The following is a 16,995-nucleotide window of genomic DNA, read 5'->3' as shown; positions in this document are numbered from 1 at the left end:
TCTCTAACCCGTAATCTCTAAAAAGGCAGCACACTCGACATGGGCGGTTTGCGGAAAGAAATCGGCTGGTTGCACCTTGATCAACCGATATTGCCCCTCTGCACACAAGAGCTTCAGATCTCGCGCCAACGTCGCTGGGTTACAACTGACGTAAACAATTCGCTGAGGTTTCGTGTCTCGCAACGTTTCGATAATCGACGCATCACAGCCTTTTCTAGGCGGATCGAGAATCACAATGTCTGGATCAACATCCAAGGTCGCAAACACTCGTTCCACCGGTCCAATGTGGAACTTGACGTTCTCGATGTGGTTGAGCCGGGCGTTAGCTTCGGCTTGGTCGATCGCTTCTGACTGAATCTCTAGCCCAACCGCATGTTTCGCCTGCCGCGCTAGGGGTAGCGTCAGCGTTCCAACCCCGCAGTAGAGATCGGCAATGATCTCGGTGCCCTGCAAGTTCAACTGATCGAGCATCACTTGGACTAACCGTTCTGCGGATTCGGTGTGAACTTGAAAGAACGTATCTGCCCGAATCTGAAACGTTAGCCCTGCGAATTCTTCTTCCAAGTACGATTTTCCGGCAACAATGTGAGTGTCTGCTCCAAAAATAGCGTTGGTGCGATCGCCGTTCACATTCAGCGACACGCCCACCAAGTTTGGATAGCGCTCCATCCATTGCTGCGCCTGCTCTTCCAGCCCTTCCAAATGGGCATCTTTTGATACCAAAATTAGCAACACTTCCCCCGACCGTCGCCCAATTCTAAAGCCGAGGTGGCGCAATTTGCCGCGATGAAGTTTCTCATCGTAAATGCCCCAACCGCGATCGTAGAGGTCTTGCTTTACCTCTGCCAAAAATGGATTCAATCGCTGATCTTGAATCGGGCACTGGTTGAGATTGACGATCTGATGGGTTCCTTTCTGGTAGTAGCCCGCTTGAAGTTGTCCAGAGCGCGATCGCGACAACGGATAGGTGACTTTGTTCCGGTAGCCCAACGCTTCCGAGGGCAACACCTCACCTACAAGCGGTTGCTCAAATCCACCAATGCGATTGAGCGCTTGAATGATTTGATTGCGCTTTGCCTCACGCTGGTAGTCGTAGCTAACATGCTGCCACTGACAGCCGCCGCACTTATCTGCCACGATGCAGCTTGGACGAATGCGATAGGGCGACGCCTCAACAATCTCGTGCAGCTTGCCCTGAGCATATTGCGGCTTCACCCGCAGCAACCGCACCACCACGCGATCGCCCGTTACGGTGTCGGGCACAAATACGACGCGCTGCTCAAATCGCCCGACGCCATCACCGCCATCACTCAAATCGGTGATCGTAACTTCGATCAGTTCTCCTTGTCGCCACAGGTCTGACGGGGATTCGATGGACTGGAATTCTAAATTTTGAGTCACAGGAGATCCCGTTAAATACAATAAACAGCTTCCATTGTCGCTTGTCTACTCCTACTATGGCTAAAACGATCGCTGAATTAAAGGCTGAATTCGATATCCAATTCATCCAATTCTTCAGCAATATTTTTACCAAATCTCCAATAATTTCTTTGCTAGCCTTATGTTCTGGCAAGGGAGCCATAATTTCTAACTTAACGTGAGTCTCCAACAAAGGCACACTTGCAGGAACCGATAGAACAGTGGTGCGAGTTCGCCCATCGTGAGTCTGGCTCTGGAATCGTGGCGCAAAAGACACTATTGAATCTCACCTCAACCAATTGCCCCAGCAAGGTACACAAACTAGCCCGTATTTTTTATCATTTTTATCAAATGTGGACAACCCGAACGAGTTATCCCGATGTTGGGGCAGGACACTATGAACAACACCATCAGCAGCGTAAATGCAGCAGTTGCAGAAATAGGCGGCAGCTTTGGGATTTGACCTCACAGAACGCCTACCTGATCCCGCCGCGAAGGAACTCTGTCGCTAATTTTAAGCCCACGGTAGATGGAACTCAGTCTGATCTCGCTACCATCGTAAGAGACATTGCCCACTCAAGACATTGCCCACTCAAGACATTGCCCACTCAAGACATTGCCCACTCAGGACATTGCCCACTCAGATAAACAGCATCATGCGATTTGTAACCGATCCAGAAACAACCGTCAAAATTCAGAAAATGCAAGAGCGAATCCGGTGGGGATCATCGGAGATTCAAACGCGTGGCATCGATCAAACTCGCTTAGTGCTGGCAGATGGGCAGAGCCACACTCAGGAGTTTTCGTTTTCGGTGATTGGCGATAGTGGTTCTGGACAACATCGAGGGCACAACCCACAGCGACGCATTGCTGAACAGATGTTTGCCCAGCAAGCAGAGTGCCGATTTATTTTGCATACGGGAGATGTTGTTTATCTGGTTGGGTCGAGCGAGTTTTATCCAAAAAATTTTATTGAGCCGTATCGAGAATTACTGGTTGGTGGGGAGCAGTACAAGCGGCTAAACTACGACCAAATGGTGTTTAAGCTGCCGTTTCTGCCCGTGCCAGGAAATCATGATTACTACGATTTATCGTTGCTTTATGGCGCGATCGCACAGATGACTTACCCCTTTCGCCGCCTGATGCGATTGGCTACCCCCCGCTCTGTAGGCGCGCGGCTTCAGCTAGATTTAGGTTGGCATGGCTCACAGCAAGGCAAAGCCTATACTCAAGCCTTTATCGATCCTTTGTGGATGGTAGAAATGAAAGGACAGTTAGGGCAACACCTCGACCAACACTACCGCGCCGCCACCTCGACCGGACGCTGCTTGCAGTATGAACCAGGACACTTTACCCGCTTGCCAAACCGATACTACACCTTCTGCTATGGTGGGGTTGATTTTTTTGCGTTAGATTCCAACACGTTTAACGAACCTGCACCACTGCCCACCAATTCGGCAGGGCAAGAATACCGGCAACTGCTAGAACTACGTCGCCAAGCCATAGAAACTGAAATGCAAGAGCTATTGGCACAGGTTGAGTTGCTCGACCCTAGCAAACCAGACGAGGAAATGCAGATCGATGATATGCGGGCAAAATTGCAGCAGCTTGAGGAAGTACAGATCGATATCGATAAACAGTTAACGGCTGATCGATCCATTGTGATTGACACAGAGCAGCTAGATTGGTTACGCGATCGCTTAATTCAATCTTGGCATAACCCCGATGTGCGAGGTCGAGTTTTGTTTTTTCACCATCCACCCTATGTTACCGAAGCCACAAAATGGCATCAGGCACAGACCCTAGCGGTGCGTCTTCGGTTGCGCCAAGTGCTAGATGACGTGAAAGAAGCCGTGGAACATCTCGCTAACGATCAACCCATTGTTAACTTGGTTCTCAATGGTCACGCTCACTGTTTTGAATATTTGCGAACCGTTGATACCGGGCATGGGGATGCCAATGTGAATTGGATTGTCTGTGGGGGAAGCGGCTACAGTTTGCGCCGACAGCGAATAGAGGGCGATGTATTAACCGAGCAGTTTCGGATGTGGGGAGACAATACTCTGGTGGCAAAGTCCCATTTGTTTGTAGGACGCGAAGGACATGGCTCTGCTAAGCGTCGTCCTTATTCATTTGTCAAAATTGATGTGCAGGCGGGGAATCCGGTCAGGTTTGTGATTCGCCCGTTTGTATCGGAATGGTTTCGAGGCGTATGGAGCGATCGCGCCTTGTCGCCCTTTGGTATTTAACTTTGGTATTTAACTTTGTTATTAATATGGTAGTTAACAGGATTATCTAGCAGCGATTTAACGATGATTTTACGCCAGTCAAGATTCTGCACAGATTCAACGCCTTCATTTTTACCACTTGTTGATCATGCTACGATGCGGTGGATCTAGCGATCGCGAGTTAGATGCCCCTCCTGCCATTTACGACAACCCAGCCGATTTGCTAGCACCGTGCGATCGCTCTGCTCTGGCAAAAAATACTCAAACTGAGTGAGCACCGCTGCTTTAACTTTAGAGATAGACACCTACTTAAGTATGAATCCTCACCCTTACCAGAACGAAGAAACGTTGGCAGAAACCGTGGAAGAACTCGCCAAGGAAGCGCTAAAGCGGGGTCTCATTCCCAGTTATGTCGTGCATCATTTTCCCGATAACCGAGAGTTTTATATCCCAAATGAGCGCGAGTGTGAGCCACTAAGCGTAGAACAAGCCTACTTAAAGATGAAGCGATTGCTAGATAACGAAGCTAAATAATAGTTTTCAGATCGTGGGTTGGGAGAATTGAGAACACTGTAGCCTCTTTTACAACCGTTCAAGTTCAAGTACAACCGTTCAAGTTCAACCATTCAAGTTCAAGTACAACCGTTCAAGGGCGTTGCTGAATAGCGGGATGAATCAAGCAGGAACAGGGACATCCCAGAATTTGAGATAGTGCAGGAGCAAGCGAATTGCATGTCTCAGCATGTCCTCTGACTTGGAATAACACAAGGTCTTGCGATGCAATCGAGCTAGATAGTGGCGTAAGCGTGTGTTTTCGCCTTCCACTCGCGTCATGTAAGTCTTGCTAATAATTTGGTCTCCATCCGGAATGAAGCCTGGATAGACCGACCAGCCATCCGTGACATAGAAGTAGCACTGCCACCGGGCGACAGTTGCCCACAAGGGCGCAAAGGTCTTGGCGCTGTGGTCTCCTAACACCCAGCCTAAAATTCCAGATCGGAAGTGGTCAACGGCTGTCCAGAGCCAGATTTTGTTTTTTTCGCCCCGACAAAGGTTTCGAGTTCATCAAGTTCCCCAACCTCAGGAATGCTCTCTGGAGCATAACTATCCGGGAGGTGTTCTCCGACTTGCTTGAGCCAGTAGATGACCGTGGTGTGATGCACCCCTTTGACCCGTTCAATTGCCCGAAACCCCATGCCATTCACCGACATTTTCAAGCATTCGCGTTTGACCTCATCCGAATAGCCTGGAGGGGGGGCATAGCAATCCAGAAATTGACGATGGCAATCGACGCAGATGTGATTTTGCTTCCCTCTTCGCTTGCCATTTTTACGAATATGAGTCGAATTGCAGTCGGGACATTCCATGATGCTTGACCTCAGTTCATCTCTCCATTATGCAACGCCCCGTTCAAGTTGAACAACTACAGTTTCAAAATGCCAGAGGTTGTTTAAGGGGTGTCTGCTAAGGGGTCTCCGTGATTTCATATCTTACTTTTCATCACTTGCCCAAGAAGGTGAACAATTTGCTGCTGCATTCGGTCTAGATCAAATCGCTGGATAGCTTCGAGATAGGCTTGATGCGCGATCGCATGGCTTCGATCGGGGTCAGCACGACAGTGCCCAATCGCTGCCACCAAACTGGCAGGATCGTCAGGTGGAACCAGCCAGCCGGTCTGACCCTGGCTCACCAGTTCAAGCACTCCTCCGGCTGCTGCTGCAATCACGGGTTTCTCACACAGCATGGCTTCTACGATCACCCGTCCAAACGGTTCGGGAGAGGTAGAGGTATGGGTCACAACATCGCACATTGCCATGAGCGGCGGCACATCAGAACGAAACCCTAAAAATCGAACGCGATCGCTTAATCCCAACTGCTGGACGCACTGATGCAACTCGCGAACATAATCATGTTCTTGAAACAAAGCCTCTCCTACAAAGACCGCAACTACATCCGCCGGGCACTGCGCCAGCGCTTCAAGCAAAATATGCTGCCCTTTCCAGGGAGACAGGCGGCTAAAGTGCCCTACCACAAACCGCCCTTCGAGATCAAACTGTTGCCGGAGTTGAACCGCGTCTTGAGCAGACGTTTTATAAGATGTTGGCTCAAAGCCGTTGTATATCACTTCCACTCGATCTGCCCATCCGCCCGCGTTGATAAATGCTTCACGGGTCGCTTCGGAATTGGCAATTACTTTGATTGCACAACAATTTGCTACTGCGATCGCAACTTGAAGATTGACCCGACTGAAGTGATCAGTCGATAAAATATCTCGCAGATGATATATCAAAGGACGACGCGCGATTAGGCTTGCGATCGCGCCAACCACCAGCGCTTTTTGGGTGTTGGCATAAATGACATCGTAGTCGCGGCTAAGACTCGCGACTTGATGAACCAGTGGAATCAAATGTCCTACGCTGCTTAGCCCTTTCACCAAGCCACTGTCTTTTCTCACCTGCCAGGGCTGAGAGCCAAGAATTTGCACTGGAATATCAAACTTTTCTAACATCTGCCGGAATGCACCGTCGGCAAATAAGCCCACGAGGCAAGAGGAAGGAAACCGTTTTGCAATGTCTAGCAAGCTCAACTCAGCCCCTCCTAGCTTGCCGCTTTGATCCAAGAACAAAATTTGCATTGTGGTGAGAAAAAGCTTATTAGCCAAGTATTACGCGTTTAACTTGGCTATGTGTTGATGTATACGTTAAATTGTTGATAACTTTTTCAATTGAGAATAACGTCAAAGGATTGACCTGGGTGTAAAAAAACTTACTGCCTTAACAGCAGCAAATCAGGATATGCAATAGATAAGTGAATAAAATTGCAAGCAATTTGTTGAATTCACCCCATCAAACGAGAAATTTGAGCTTACTGAAAACATCAAATCATTCATGTAATCAGGCTTAAGTAAGTACTGTCTTAAAATATCTCTAAATAGTATTCGACAGTATTCGACTTGCCTATTAGTCTCACTAACCTATAGCAGAAACGAATGAGTTGTAGTCTGCTTTTTTACAGGCTCATCGCTTCTCAATTTGTGTTGGTTGGGCAATTTAACCGCAGATGACAAAGAAATTCAGCAGTGCGATCGCGGAGGGTGAACCCGCCCTGATAAGCTTAAGAAGTGTTAAGTTCACTCCCATAGGTCAACTCTGGTAAATATGCCTGTACTGCGATTCTTTGAAATGCTGCTTTGCCGATGGCTCATTGCGCTTGTGCTGGCTCTCGGCTTCTCCATTGCGGTTTTACCACTCTCAGCCCATGCGGCAAGCTCTGCGGCAATTCGAGCCTACGATGATGCCGATGGCAATGACAAAAATTACTCAGGGCAAAGCCTGATTTCAGCCGAGTTTAGCAATGCTCGGTTAGCCAAAGCAGACTTTAGCGGGGCAGACTTGCGGGGCGCAGTGTTTAACGGCGCAGATTTAAGCAATGCCAACTTCCATGGCGTCAACTTTGGCGAAGGAATTGCATACCTAAGCGACCTCTCTGGCGCTGATCTCAGTGACGCCGTACTGACCTCTGCCATGATGCTGAGATCGGTCTTTACAGGAGCGAACATCACGGGTGCAGATTTCAGCCTTGCTGTGCTCGATCGCTATCAAGTCGTGCAGCTTTGCAAAACTGCAAGTGGCGTCAATCCTGTGACCGGAGTCAGCACTCGTGAATCGCTAGAATGTAAATAATTTTGCAAGACTCATCCTATGCTGCACCAAGTAATTCCGCTAGCCCTTCTAGGTTTGACAGCCACTGCCCAAGCCGCCGACCTCCCGCAGACTCGCCCCGCCGCCCAGTCGCCGCTCACCGCAGACGACCTTTACCAAGCCTGTACCCAAAACCAAGCAGAAACCTTACCCAACCCCTTTACGGATGTGTCTCCCGACCACTGGGCCTATAAATCTGTGCTGACGATGCACTACTGCGGAGCCTTTCGGCAAGCTGCCCCTAGGCGATTGTTTGAGCGATCGTTAGCCTCGCCGCAGCAGTCGGTTATGCCGCCCCAACCGCGATGAATTTTGATGGGCTGAATCAGAGTTCTCCGAGGTAAACCGCTCTGGCAACCCTCCGGCAACTTCACTCAGGGTGTAGAGCGGTCGCCCTTTCACTTCTTCATAGATTCGCCCGATATATTCGCCCAAAATGCCAATGCTAATTAACTGAACTGCCCCAAAGAAAAAAATCGCCATGATGATCATGGTTAGCCCGGTGAGGGGAGAGCTTGGCACAAAAATTCGCCAGTAGAGCACCAAAAGCATCATCACCAGAGATAGAAGGGCGGATAGCGCTCCGATGTAAGTCGAGAGCCGCAACGGAATGCGGGAGAAGGAAACCAGCCCATTAATAGCTAACGATAAGGATTTTTTAAACGTATATTTTACCTCTCCGGCATAGCGGGGGTTGCGCTCAAACTGGACGGCGGTTTGGGAAAAGCCAATCCACGATCGCAGCCCTCGAATATAGCGATTTCGCTCTGGCATTGCATTGAGAATATCCACCACTCGGCGATCCATCAAACAAAAATCGCCTGTATCGGTGGGAATATCGACATCGGCAAGGCGCTTGAGAATGCGGTAAAACCAATAGGCAGTCATCCGCTTAAACCAGCCTTCTTTACGGCGAGCGCTGCGTTGGGCATACACCACATCGTATCCTTGCTGCCATTTTTCCACCATTTCTAGAATCAATTCGGGGGGATCTTGCAGGTCTGCATCCATCACCACGATCGCTTGACCCTGCACAAAATTGAGTCCTGCGGTCACGGCAATTTGATGCCCAAAATTACGAGCCAGGCTGAGGTAGCAGATGCGCGGGTCTTTTTGGTAGAGGTCTCGCAACAGGTAAAGCGAGCGATCGCGGCTCCCGTCGTTGACCAAGATCACTTCAACCTCACCGTCGAGGTGGGTTGCCACGGCGCTCACCCGGCGATAAAGCTCTGAAAGCGTCGCTTCCTCGTTGTAAATCGGAACCACTAGCGAGTATTTAGGAGACAAAATTTCTGTCATGGCATCACCCTGCAAGCAATCTGAAGCCGTTTTGCCAATAGGATACCAGTCTTACTCCTCTATTCCCACCCAGAAGCAGGGGATTTAGGCATGACCCGTGCGATCGCACCCCCAGGTCTGGAGGTCATGCCTGCTTTCCGCTTTCGCCCGTGATCACGGCTGAGGTAATGAGATGAGCTAGCCGCAGCGCTTCGGGAACATGCCCGCGATCGGTTAATTTGTCTAGCGCTTGAGCCGCGATCGCAGGGGTCGCTCCGCACACTTGAAAGACGAAGGGCGGCGTCTGATAAATGGTGCCTGCCCGTTGCACGATCGCCCATCGCCGCTCCGAGTCGGGTAAACGCCGAAGCGCATATTCCACTTTAGACAAGTTAGGTTGGCGGCGCATGACGCTGATGCACGGCAGGTTTAGACCCCTCGACAAAGCAGGTAAATCTACCACGTTAAAGCCCCCGAAGGAGATGCCATCGAGCAAAACAAGATGGAGTTGAGGTAAAAACTTGCTTTTGATCAGCAAATTGGTGATGGTTTCCGTCGCGTTCCAGCCATCGGCTTGGAGGTTGCCCCAAACCATGCCTTCAAACCGTGTGCCGCCACAAACCACCCCTGCGATCGCAACCGGATCAGGGGTTCTCCGGACAAAAGGTGCGTCATCAAATCCAATCACCCGAATGGTGCGACGTTGTTCAATTAGCGTTGCAAGTTCCATTTCTCTAAAATAATTTTAGCCCTACCTAAATTTTGGCATTGCTGAATCACTGTAGGAATGGTTGGCTTTTTAGATCGCTTACAGTGCAAGAACTGCGGTTTTTGTGAGAAACAGGTGGGAATGCTACGACTAAACCAAGGGGTTATCCACACCAGCATTGCAGAGCAAAACTTGGCATGATTAAAAAGTCAAGATTAACGTATCAACCGCAAGGTAACCTAAATGAAGTTTATCACTCAGCCTCTCTACAACTGGTATCGTGCTACGCTACGCAATTCTAAGTACCGTTGGTTGATCATTTTAGGCAGTTTACTTTATTTGGTCAGTCCGGTTGATGCGATAACTGATCTTTTGCCTGTTCTGGGATGGATCGATGATGGAATTGTGGCAACTCTGCTCGTAACAGAAGTCTCTCAGATATTGGTAGAACAGCTTAAAACTCGCAAAGAAAACAGTGCTAAAGCAAACGCAGTTATAACTGCTTAATTCAATGCTTGATTCAACACATGTTTCAATACATCTAACTAACCATTAATCACACGGGAGGTAAACAATGTCTAACCCCATCAACGAACAAATCGCAACAGATTTTCAAAAAGTAAAAGTAGAAGGTAAAACGCGAGCCATACGCATTCGAGATATTATTCGCAACGCTGCATCTCAAACTTTTGTTGAGCTAAAAGAAGGTTCTGGTACATTAGGTGCGATCGCGCAAGATACCCTTTCTACGACTGCGGTAGGTTTGAGTGACAGCCCCCCTCCATCAGAAGCCGAAACTGGGGCATCGTCTCCTAATCTAAAAACTAGTCTGGCAGTGCTATTTACCGTCATCAAAGATCGGCTCGTTGCTCAACTTCGCGACCAAATCGCATCTGTTGATGGAAAGTTGACTGAACGATACAGCGATCGCTACGAAACCGTCAAGCAACGGGTCGGTAAGGCAGTGATCTGGTATAAAGGTGCGATCGCAACCGCCAAACCTCCAGCCTCAGATTCACTTCAGCAAAAGCAAGCCGAAGTTGAGATCAAACTGGGTGAAGCAGGCAGCGCGATCGCTAAGAAAGAACAGCAGATCAAACAACAGTTAAGAGAACTTTTGCAAACTGCCGCTGCCAAACTCTAACGTCGTCGTTCACGAGGTCATTGTATGAAATTTGTTCGTCTTCTACTCGGAATTTTTCTACCGCCTGTTGGTATTTTTCTGACCTACGGGCTGAGCACAACATTGTTCATCAATATTTTGTTAACGCTCTTAGGCTGGATTCCAGGAACTATCCACGCAGTTTGGGCAATAACTAAGCACGATGAGCAAGCGATCGCATAGCATTGCCTAAAGCATTGTTCTCCTAGTTTGTTTCGTTATAAATCGCTATCATTCGCGTGATGGCGATTTTGCCATTAAATTAAGAAAATTCTATTACATTTAGTATTTAAGGAGCCTTGTAAGACCAGCTTCCTACAAGGCTCTTGCTAAAATTAGCGACTCAACGCATCCTTAGAACGTGAATGTTGTTCTGATCGTACCAACATACTGAGTGCTATTAGCGTTATTGTGCTGTGGATCGAAAATCACAAATACACCGGGTGTAATTGCAATGTTGTCATTTACGCGAATCCGGTAAAGCGCTTCCACATGCAACGACGTATCCGGATCTTCGCGGGCAGCGACATCGTTTCGAGTAACCTTAGGCGGCACACCAACCAAGATTGCGCCAAGATTGCCTTCCCGTCCCAAATCGGGGAAGGCAGCATAAACGGCTCCGTTTAAGATGGTTGCCTCACTACCGCCGCCGGAGCGCTGGTCAGCCAGCGTCGCACCAAACCAACCACCCAAGAGCAATCTGGGGCTGAGGCGGAATTGAACTGATCCGGCAAACGAATCGGCAGAAGTCGCCACGCCACCAAAGGGGCTAGCTGCAAAAGCACTTCCGGTACTAGACGTGAGGTTTACCTCACCACCAGGATAGAAGGAGCGAACGTAGGTTAGCCCCAAGGTTAATGCACTGGCTGGTCTAAAAACAACCTGCCCAAGCGCAGAATAAGCGCCGTTAAACAAGCCGTTTTTGGCTCCTGGGTCGTTGCTGTTGGTATCTGCAATGTAACCCCCTTGGAAGCTAAGGGCTTCGCTCAATTTGAGGTCGAATGTCAATCCAGCCCCGGATGCACCACTGCGAATAACCGGATTAAACCGCCCAAAGCGAGAAAGAGCGCCGGAGCCGCTGCTAGCAAGCGGACTGATAGGGTCAACCAATCCATCATAAAACTCGTTTCTGGTGGCATCGATTTGCACCCTCAGGTTTTCGCCGATGGGGAATCGATAGTACAACTCGGAGATAGAAACAGCGTTATTGCTGCCGCCATCAAACCCTAGGCGAGTCATATTCGTTCCTGTGAAAGCGCCACTGAAACTAGGGGTATTGGCACCTTCTAATTGAACCCGCAACCGATCTCTTCCTGTGAAGCTTGACTCTAAGTTGAGACGAATCCGGTTAGAGAAAATGGTGTTGGTTCTATCTTCGGTGTCGCCAGCACGATCGCCAAACGTATCTGCGATCGCGAAGATTGCTTCTCCTCTCAGCTTGGTCGTCGTGGAAAACTGCTGTCTTTCCAGCGTTGTTGTCCGCGCTTCTAGGGCATCAACTTGCCCACGCAACGTTGCCACTTCTGCCGCAAATTCTTCTTGCAGCTTTTGCAGCGTTGCCAGATCCTCTTTCCTAACCAGATCTGCGGTAGATGCAGCAATTAGCTCATTCACGCGATCGAGACAGGCATTGAGACCTGCTGCAAACTCGTAGCGAGTCAATGCCCGATTTCCTCGGTAGGTTCTGTCTGGGTAGCCAGCAATACATCCGTAGCGTTCGACTAGCGACTGCAAGGCTTGGAATGCCCAATCAGTGGGTCTAACATCAGAAAGCTGAGAAACCGAAGTCACCTGATCAATCGCATTTCCTTGACCTTCTGCACTGTATACGTTTACCTGCTGAAGAGAGGGGGTTTGCTCGGTATTTTGCTCTGTGTTTTGAGCGATCGCAGTCGGGGTTTTAGAAGTAGCCTCAAGCTTGAGTGGCTCAACCGAGGTGCTAACTAAGTTTAGATCTGGGCGAGAAGCTCCAGACGCTTCGATCGCCTTTGCAGGATTTGCTGCAAGTGCCACAGCAGAAACTGTCAACGTTGCACTAAGCAGGGCTGGAACACCAAAAAATGATGTCCGCGCTGTAGTTGCTGTCATTCCTTTTTCCTCACGCCAAATAATAGCAGCAACTTACTTAATATATTTTTTACTTCGCTTTGAAAATTGACCCAAAGGAAGAGAGAGGGCATATGCCAAATCACGCAAAAGCTAAACCCTTATTAAATATAGGTTTGTTGGTATTTCGCCATTATTTTGAGCACATGCAATCGCCTTGTTTCTACGTAATTGCCCTGTTAAAAAAAAGACCAAACTGGCGCAGAATCTACTATCCTATCATGCGCTATTAGCCTTACGGAAGTCCTCCAGATTACACTCTCTTCTTCCGGCTCAGATCAGGGTGACTGGCTCTACTTGACCAAGATCCTCTAGAGATTGCTTCACGATCGCCGCCTAGTATAGAACCCCGACAGGGGACAGTGAGGCAGAAATAAAGAAAGGCAGAAGCAAAGCAGCGATCGCCAGGACTACTAAAATTGGTACAAAGGATAGCGCAAGAAAGCAGATGGCACAAAGAACCTCAGCATCTTTGCACAACCCGATTTCAAACTTCAGTTTTGCAATATCCAATCTACGTTAGTTAACCGGATTCACCCTCACATCTACCGAGGTTGGATTGCCTTGCGTGATGACGCGGTAAGCCTCTGTACTTGTCCAGCGCAGTTGACCATCGACTAAAATTTTTGCTCTAATCGCATAGCTTCCATTTGCCTGAATCTTTGCCGGGTCGTAAGGCAGAACAAAGGGAATGGGAACCTGTTTACCTTGGGCTACGATCGTTTGTTCTGCGATTGTCACGGCTGGGGCATCCGCACGACCCACATCCTGAAGCTGAACCTGAACTTCAGCGTTAGGAAGCAAAGCGATGCGTTGCAGATAGCTAACCGTGCCTGACACAACAGTTGCTACCACTGGCTGAGGGGCGTTGTCACCAACTTTAAACGACTTTGCCATTCCATCTTGTCCTTGCAATACTTGAACAATATTTTCTCCCTGTAGAGTGGTATACGTTGTGCCCGCCGAGGTTGTTTCGGCTCGGACCGGTATTTTTCTTAGCCAAGCATCACCAGAGCTAAGAGCAGTCGCACTTAGAACCGCTTGGTTGCCATCACGATAGACTCTGACGTGCTGCTGTGCCGTCTGAAAATTCAAATCTACGTTGGGTGAAGGTTGGCTAGATGACCCCTCCGATGGGGTCGAACAACTTTGGTAGATTGTCCGAGTGTCTAATGTAATGAATGCCTCATTTCCTTTGGTTGAAAGCGTGTAGCCTGCATTTTTATACTGCGTTCCTGACGCTGCCGGAACTTGGCGCATCAGAAGTGACTTGCCATCGTCTAGGGCTGCGATCGCACGTTCTGCTCCAAACGTTGCCCGAAAATTTTTGCCGCCATTGCACTGAAACTGGTATGTTTTTTGCTGCTGTGCATGAGCGGGTAGTGCTGCCAAAACTGATATCAATCCTATTAAAACGTTCGTTCTCAAATTCATAACCTGGCTTGTTGTACTCATGGCTAATTTACACATCTCTGCAAGACGCAATTTTGAGAAGAAAAGTTCGACGGGTGGCTTTGCAAACTCAATTTTTTCTCTATCGACAAATTGAGCTAGCTTTGAGTCTACCAAACCAAGGGCAGATACTTCGCCGACAGTGAGATTTAATCAACGAGATTGATCAGTGAGATTTAATCGACGAGAGTTGATCAGCAAAGATGTTGTTTACGCAGCAGTGCTAGAGACGTGAAACACGACAGACAGATTGTTTGCAGGCATCTCGTAGGTGTTGAGCAACAAAAGCTGTTGAGCACGAGCTACGGCTATCACGTCGTCTAGATCTCGCACCCCCCATTCTGAATTTTGCCTCCGTAAGCTTTCATCAAACGCCGCGTTGCTAGATGCAGTGTGCTTGCCATTTTGCTTGAACGGACCGTACAGATAAAGAATACCACCGTGGGGAAGGAGGCGTTTTGCTCCGCTCATCAGCCCAAGGCAAGCCGACCAAGGAGCAATGTGAATCATGTTGATATTAACGATTGCGCTAATGGTTTCGCGCTTGAAGTTAGTGTTTTGCAACTCCTCTGGTAGCTGGGGCTGTTCGATACTCCAAACCGGAGCGCTGGCATCTAGCGCGATCGCAGGATATAAATTGTCTGCCACTTCATGACTTCGCCACGCTTCAATGCTCTCTCTGGCGATGGGGTTGGGGTCAGACGGCAGCCACCTGTGGGGAGCTAACCGGGGAGCAAAATAAACGGCGTGCTCTCCTGTGCCGCTAGAGATTTCTAACACAGTTCCGGTAGGGGGTAGAACGTGCCGCAAAATATTTAAAATCGGGTCGCGATTGCGTGTTGTGGCTGGGGCATAGTGCCGCTCATTCGTTGATTTGCTCATTGGAGAGGTTTTGCGAAGGATAGGGATCGATCTATAATGGCTGACCTGAGAAGCGTTTTATTTATATTTAGGAGGAAAACTAGTGACGAGTATTCAGGAGCCGCGATCGCGTTTCACAATTTTAGATTCAAGCTCGACTGAGGGCACCGGCTTTCAAGTGGTGTGGCTGGTTGTGCGCGTGAGTGTTGGTTTGCTCATGATTCATAATGGCTTTAGTAAACTGGCTGATGTTCAAGGCTTTGCGGATAGCGTTGTAAAACTCATTGGTTTGCCCTATCCCGTTTTCTTTACCTATTGTGCAGCTTATACAGAGATCGGCGGTTCTGTTTTGCTAGCATTAGGGTTATTCACTCGGCTAGATGCAGTAGCATTGCTCTTTACGATGTCTATCGCGGTATATTTTCATCTCAAAGGCGAGGGTCTTCACATTGCACCTATTGAAACCGCTTCTTTATATGCGCTGTTTTATCTTCTGTTTGCCGTCCGGGGAGGGGGCGTTTTTTCAATCGATACTGCTTTAGCAAAATGGCTAACGCGCCCCGCTCAATGAGTCTTGTAAAAATAATTTGAGCATTCATTGGGAGGTAAAACCGAGCGATCGCGACCCATTTTGGGGCAAACAGCAACGTTAGAAGCACCATCTCGTGTCGGATCGATTGGAGAACTCTAACTTTTTTAAATCGCCAAAGTTCTCACGATCGCGGCATTTTCCTCTAAATTTAGCACCGCCAAAGCCTGAATTTTTTGAGCATTTTGTTATTGAGCATTTTGCTCTGGGAGGGCTTGCGGTCTGATCGTAAGTTGTTGGGTTTGCCCATTGCGATTGACTGTAATTTGCATTGAATTGTTGATGCCTGTTGCATCTACTTGCTGTTGCACTTGTTTCGTATTTTCAATTGCTGCGCCATTCACGCTGGCAATCACATCGCCAGGGCGCAACCCTGCTTGGGCGGCGGGCGAATTGGGCAAGACTTTCAATACCACGATGCCTTCTGTCTGCTTCACCTGAAAACCGAGATTGCTTTGGTTGATTTGCGATCGCAGTTCTGGGGTTAGCTCAGTCATCTGCACCCCAATGTAGGGATACTCAACCCGTCCCGTTGTTGCCAACTGTTGGGCGATCTTTTGCACCGTGTTGATCGGAATCGCAAATCCTAACCCCTGAGCGCCCTGAATAATTGCCGTGTTCACGCCAATGACTTCTCCTGCCCCGTTGAGCAAGGGTCCCCCTGAGTTACCTGGGTTGATGGCGGCATCTGTCTGAATAAAGTTAATCCGCTTATCTGGAATGCCAATATCGCTGGTCGAGCGTTCTGTAGCGCTGATGATGCCCTGAGTCACAGTGTTGCTTAGACCTAAAGGGTTGCCAATGGCGATCGCAAGTTGTCCGGGGACGAGTTGATCTGAGTTGCCCAATCGAACTATGGGTAAATTGGTCGCATCGATCTGAATAACCGCAACATCGCTCAATGGATCGGCTCCTAGCACCTTGCCAGGGTAGCGTCTCCCGTCTCTCAAAATGACCGTTACATTATCGGCTCCTTCTACCACATGGGCATTGGTGATCACCTGTCCATTTGCGCTCGTGATAAACCCCGACCCTGTACCGCGCTGAATCTGCTCTTGGCGAGGTCTTCGCCGACCAAAAAACTGATCAATATCAAACTCATTGACAGACTCGCGCACCGTGCGGGTTGAGTTGATGCGGACTACGGCAGGCCCAACTTGCTCAACCACAGGCATAACAGCGCTTAGATTGTTGGGAATGGCGGCGGTTGTTGGGGTTTGGCTAGGTATCCCTTGAGGCAGAGCAGGTTGTTGGGTAGGGGTTGCTTGAGGCGGCTCCTGAACCCGATTTAGATCGCCAATTGCGGCACAACTGGTGAGCGGTGTTCCAATGAGAAAAGATAGAAACAGGACGGAGGGCTTGAAAGAGGGCTTCATAAGAGTTCTAATAAAGTTGTGCTGCAACAGCTAGACCAATATGAAGATAGCCTGCCATAGAACCGTTTGAATAGAGCCTGAAGGGTGCGATCGCACAGATCGAGACCTAATTTA

Annotated in this window: 18 protein-coding genes; 8 read left to right on the top strand and 10 right to left on the bottom strand. The window is 48.9% G+C overall.

Annotated elements, in window-relative coordinates; translation table 11 throughout:
- Positions 1-3 precede the first annotated feature (3 nt).
- Positions 4-1,401: a 23S rRNA (uracil(1939)-C(5))-methyltransferase RlmD gene (rlmD, locus tag GS601_RS03430; RefSeq protein WP_338016952.1), complete on the bottom strand. Its 1,398-nt coding sequence runs from the start codon at positions 1,399-1,401 to the stop codon at positions 4-6.
- Between the two features lie 674 nt (positions 1,402-2,075).
- Between rlmD and GS601_RS03425 the strand changes: the two genes are divergently transcribed.
- Positions 2,076-3,668 (top strand): metallophosphoesterase family protein, encoded by a 1,593-nt coding sequence (locus tag GS601_RS03425; RefSeq protein ID WP_162421867.1) that lies wholly within the window; start codon positions 2,076-2,078, stop codon positions 3,666-3,668.
- Positions 3,669-3,814: 146 nt separating this feature from the next.
- Here GS601_RS03425 and GS601_RS03420 read toward each other — a convergent pair whose 3' ends face one another.
- Positions 3,815-3,952, bottom strand: a complete 138-nt coding sequence (locus tag GS601_RS03420; RefSeq protein ID WP_162421866.1) for a hypothetical protein — start codon at positions 3,950-3,952, stop codon at positions 3,815-3,817.
- Positions 3,953-3,962: 10 nt separating this feature from the next.
- Between GS601_RS03420 and GS601_RS03415 the strand changes: the two genes are divergently transcribed.
- Positions 3,963-4,181 (top strand): hypothetical protein, encoded by a 219-nt coding sequence (locus tag GS601_RS03415; protein WP_162421865.1) that lies wholly within the window; start codon positions 3,963-3,965, stop codon positions 4,179-4,181.
- Positions 4,182-4,322: 141 nt separating this feature from the next.
- Here the strand turns inward: GS601_RS03415 and GS601_RS03410 are convergent.
- A protein-coding gene (locus tag GS601_RS03410) for an IS1 family transposase (RefSeq protein ID WP_162421864.1) occupies positions 4,323-5,014 on the bottom strand; the annotation gives its coding sequence in 2 pieces (ribosomal slippage) (positions 4,323-4,684 and positions 4,684-5,014; 693 coding nt in all).
- A gap of 116 nt (positions 5,015-5,130) precedes the next feature.
- Positions 5,131-6,282 (bottom strand): glycosyltransferase, encoded by a 1,152-nt coding sequence (locus tag GS601_RS03405; RefSeq protein ID WP_162421863.1) that lies wholly within the window; start codon positions 6,280-6,282, stop codon positions 5,131-5,133.
- Between the two features lie 523 nt (positions 6,283-6,805).
- Here GS601_RS03405 and GS601_RS03400 point away from each other — a divergent pair.
- Together GS601_RS03400 and GS601_RS03395 are read left to right on the top strand one after the other, a co-directional pair.
- Positions 6,806-7,330 carry a pentapeptide repeat-containing protein gene (locus tag GS601_RS03400; protein WP_202924827.1) on the top strand — a complete coding sequence of 175 codons (525 nt, stop codon included), beginning with the start codon at positions 6,806-6,808 and terminating at the stop codon, positions 7,328-7,330.
- A gap of 18 nt (positions 7,331-7,348) precedes the next feature.
- A complete protein-coding gene (locus GS601_RS03395) occupies positions 7,349-7,657 on the top strand; it encodes a hypothetical protein (protein ID WP_238393026.1) in 309 nt (102 codons plus the stop codon).
- Here GS601_RS03395 and GS601_RS03390 read toward each other — a convergent pair.
- Together GS601_RS03390 and GS601_RS03385 are read right to left on the bottom strand one after the other, a co-directional pair.
- On the bottom strand, positions 7,613-8,647 hold the full coding sequence (locus GS601_RS03390; protein WP_162421862.1) for a glycosyltransferase family 2 protein: 1,035 nt from the start codon (positions 8,645-8,647) through the stop codon (positions 7,613-7,615). The two genes, GS601_RS03395 and GS601_RS03390, sit on opposite strands and share 45 nt — an antisense overlap.
- Before the next feature lie 124 nt (positions 8,648-8,771).
- Positions 8,772-9,356 (bottom strand): endonuclease dU, encoded by a 585-nt coding sequence (locus GS601_RS03385; protein ID WP_162421861.1) that lies wholly within the window; start codon positions 9,354-9,356, stop codon positions 8,772-8,774.
- A gap of 222 nt (positions 9,357-9,578) precedes the next feature.
- Here GS601_RS03385 and GS601_RS03380 point away from each other — a divergent pair, with 222 nt between their 5' ends.
- The 3 genes from GS601_RS03380 to GS601_RS03370 all read left to right on the top strand — a co-directional run bounded on the left by GS601_RS03380 (position 9,579) and on the right by GS601_RS03370 (position 10,680).
- A complete protein-coding gene (locus GS601_RS03380; protein ID WP_162421860.1) occupies positions 9,579-9,842 on the top strand; it encodes a YkvA family protein in 264 nt (87 codons plus the stop codon).
- A 67-nt stretch (positions 9,843-9,909) separates the two neighbouring features.
- Positions 9,910-10,479, top strand: coding sequence for a hypothetical protein (locus GS601_RS03375; protein ID WP_162421859.1), 570 nt, complete (start codon positions 9,910-9,912; stop codon positions 10,477-10,479).
- 24 nt (positions 10,480-10,503) lie between these two features.
- Complete coding sequence (locus tag GS601_RS03370; protein ID WP_162421858.1) at positions 10,504-10,680, top strand: YqaE/Pmp3 family membrane protein; 177 nt, start codon at positions 10,504-10,506, stop codon at positions 10,678-10,680.
- A gap of 171 nt (positions 10,681-10,851) precedes the next feature.
- On the opposite strand, the gene GS601_RS03365 is transcribed toward GS601_RS03370, so the two are convergent.
- The 3 genes from GS601_RS03365 to GS601_RS03355 form a co-directional block, all read right to left on the bottom strand.
- Positions 10,852-12,585 (bottom strand): iron uptake porin, encoded by a 1,734-nt coding sequence (locus tag GS601_RS03365; RefSeq protein ID WP_162421857.1) that lies wholly within the window; start codon positions 12,583-12,585, stop codon positions 10,852-10,854.
- 537 nt (positions 12,586-13,122) lie between these two features.
- Entirely contained in the window at positions 13,123-14,058 is a 936-nt protein-coding gene (locus GS601_RS03360) for a YbaY family lipoprotein (protein WP_162421856.1), read from the bottom strand.
- 207 nt (positions 14,059-14,265) lie between these two features.
- Entirely contained in the window at positions 14,266-14,937 is a 672-nt protein-coding gene (locus GS601_RS03355) for a DUF938 domain-containing protein (protein WP_162421855.1), read from the bottom strand.
- Between the two features lie 82 nt (positions 14,938-15,019).
- On the opposite strand from GS601_RS03355, the gene GS601_RS03350 reads away from it, so the two are divergent.
- Positions 15,020-15,487, top strand: a complete 468-nt coding sequence (locus GS601_RS03350) for a DoxX family protein (protein ID WP_338016951.1) — start codon at positions 15,020-15,022, stop codon at positions 15,485-15,487.
- Positions 15,488-15,693: 206 nt separating this feature from the next.
- Here GS601_RS03350 and GS601_RS03345 read toward each other — a convergent pair whose 3' ends face one another.
- Positions 15,694-16,881 (bottom strand): HhoA/HhoB/HtrA family serine endopeptidase, encoded by a 1,188-nt coding sequence (locus GS601_RS03345; protein ID WP_162421854.1) that lies wholly within the window; start codon positions 16,879-16,881, stop codon positions 15,694-15,696.
- Between the last annotated feature and the right edge of the window lie 114 nt (positions 16,882-16,995).

Source organism: Myxacorys almedinensis A, assembly GCF_010091945.1.
Taxonomy (GTDB): domain Bacteria; phylum Cyanobacteriota; class Cyanobacteriia; order Leptolyngbyales; family Leptolyngbyaceae; genus Myxacorys; species Myxacorys almedinensis.
Note: the sequence above shows the minus strand (reverse complement) of the source record. Positions and strands in the feature narration are given on the sequence as shown.

Coding starts and splice junctions, on each gene's coding strand:
- GS601_RS03425 (WP_162421867.1), top strand. CDS start 2,076: ATGCGATTTGTAACCGATCCAGAAACAACCGTCAAAATTCAGAAAATG.
- GS601_RS03415 (WP_162421865.1), top strand. CDS start 3,963: ATGAATCCTCACCCTTACCAGAACGAAGAAACGTTGGCAGAAACCGTG.
- GS601_RS03405 (WP_162421863.1), bottom strand. CDS start 6,282: ATGCAAATTTTGTTCTTGGATCAAAGCGGCAAGCTAGGAGGGGCTGAG.
- GS601_RS03400 (WP_202924827.1), top strand. CDS start 6,806: ATGCCTGTACTGCGATTCTTTGAAATGCTGCTTTGCCGATGGCTCATT.
- GS601_RS03395 (WP_238393026.1), top strand. CDS start 7,349: ATGCTGCACCAAGTAATTCCGCTAGCCCTTCTAGGTTTGACAGCCACT.
- GS601_RS03390 (WP_162421862.1), bottom strand. CDS start 8,647: ATGACAGAAATTTTGTCTCCTAAATACTCGCTAGTGGTTCCGATTTAC.
- GS601_RS03385 (WP_162421861.1), bottom strand. CDS start 9,356: ATGGAACTTGCAACGCTAATTGAACAACGTCGCACCATTCGGGTGATT.
- GS601_RS03380 (WP_162421860.1), top strand. CDS start 9,579: ATGAAGTTTATCACTCAGCCTCTCTACAACTGGTATCGTGCTACGCTA.
- GS601_RS03375 (WP_162421859.1), top strand. CDS start 9,910: ATGTCTAACCCCATCAACGAACAAATCGCAACAGATTTTCAAAAAGTA.
- GS601_RS03370 (WP_162421858.1), top strand. CDS start 10,504: ATGAAATTTGTTCGTCTTCTACTCGGAATTTTTCTACCGCCTGTTGGT.
- GS601_RS03365 (WP_162421857.1), bottom strand. CDS start 12,585: ATGACAGCAACTACAGCGCGGACATCATTTTTTGGTGTTCCAGCCCTG.
- GS601_RS03360 (WP_162421856.1), bottom strand. CDS start 14,058: ATGAGTACAACAAGCCAGGTTATGAATTTGAGAACGAACGTTTTAATA.
- GS601_RS03355 (WP_162421855.1), bottom strand. CDS start 14,937: ATGAGCAAATCAACGAATGAGCGGCACTATGCCCCAGCCACAACACGC.
- GS601_RS03345 (WP_162421854.1), bottom strand. CDS start 16,881: ATGAAGCCCTCTTTCAAGCCCTCCGTCCTGTTTCTATCTTTTCTCATT.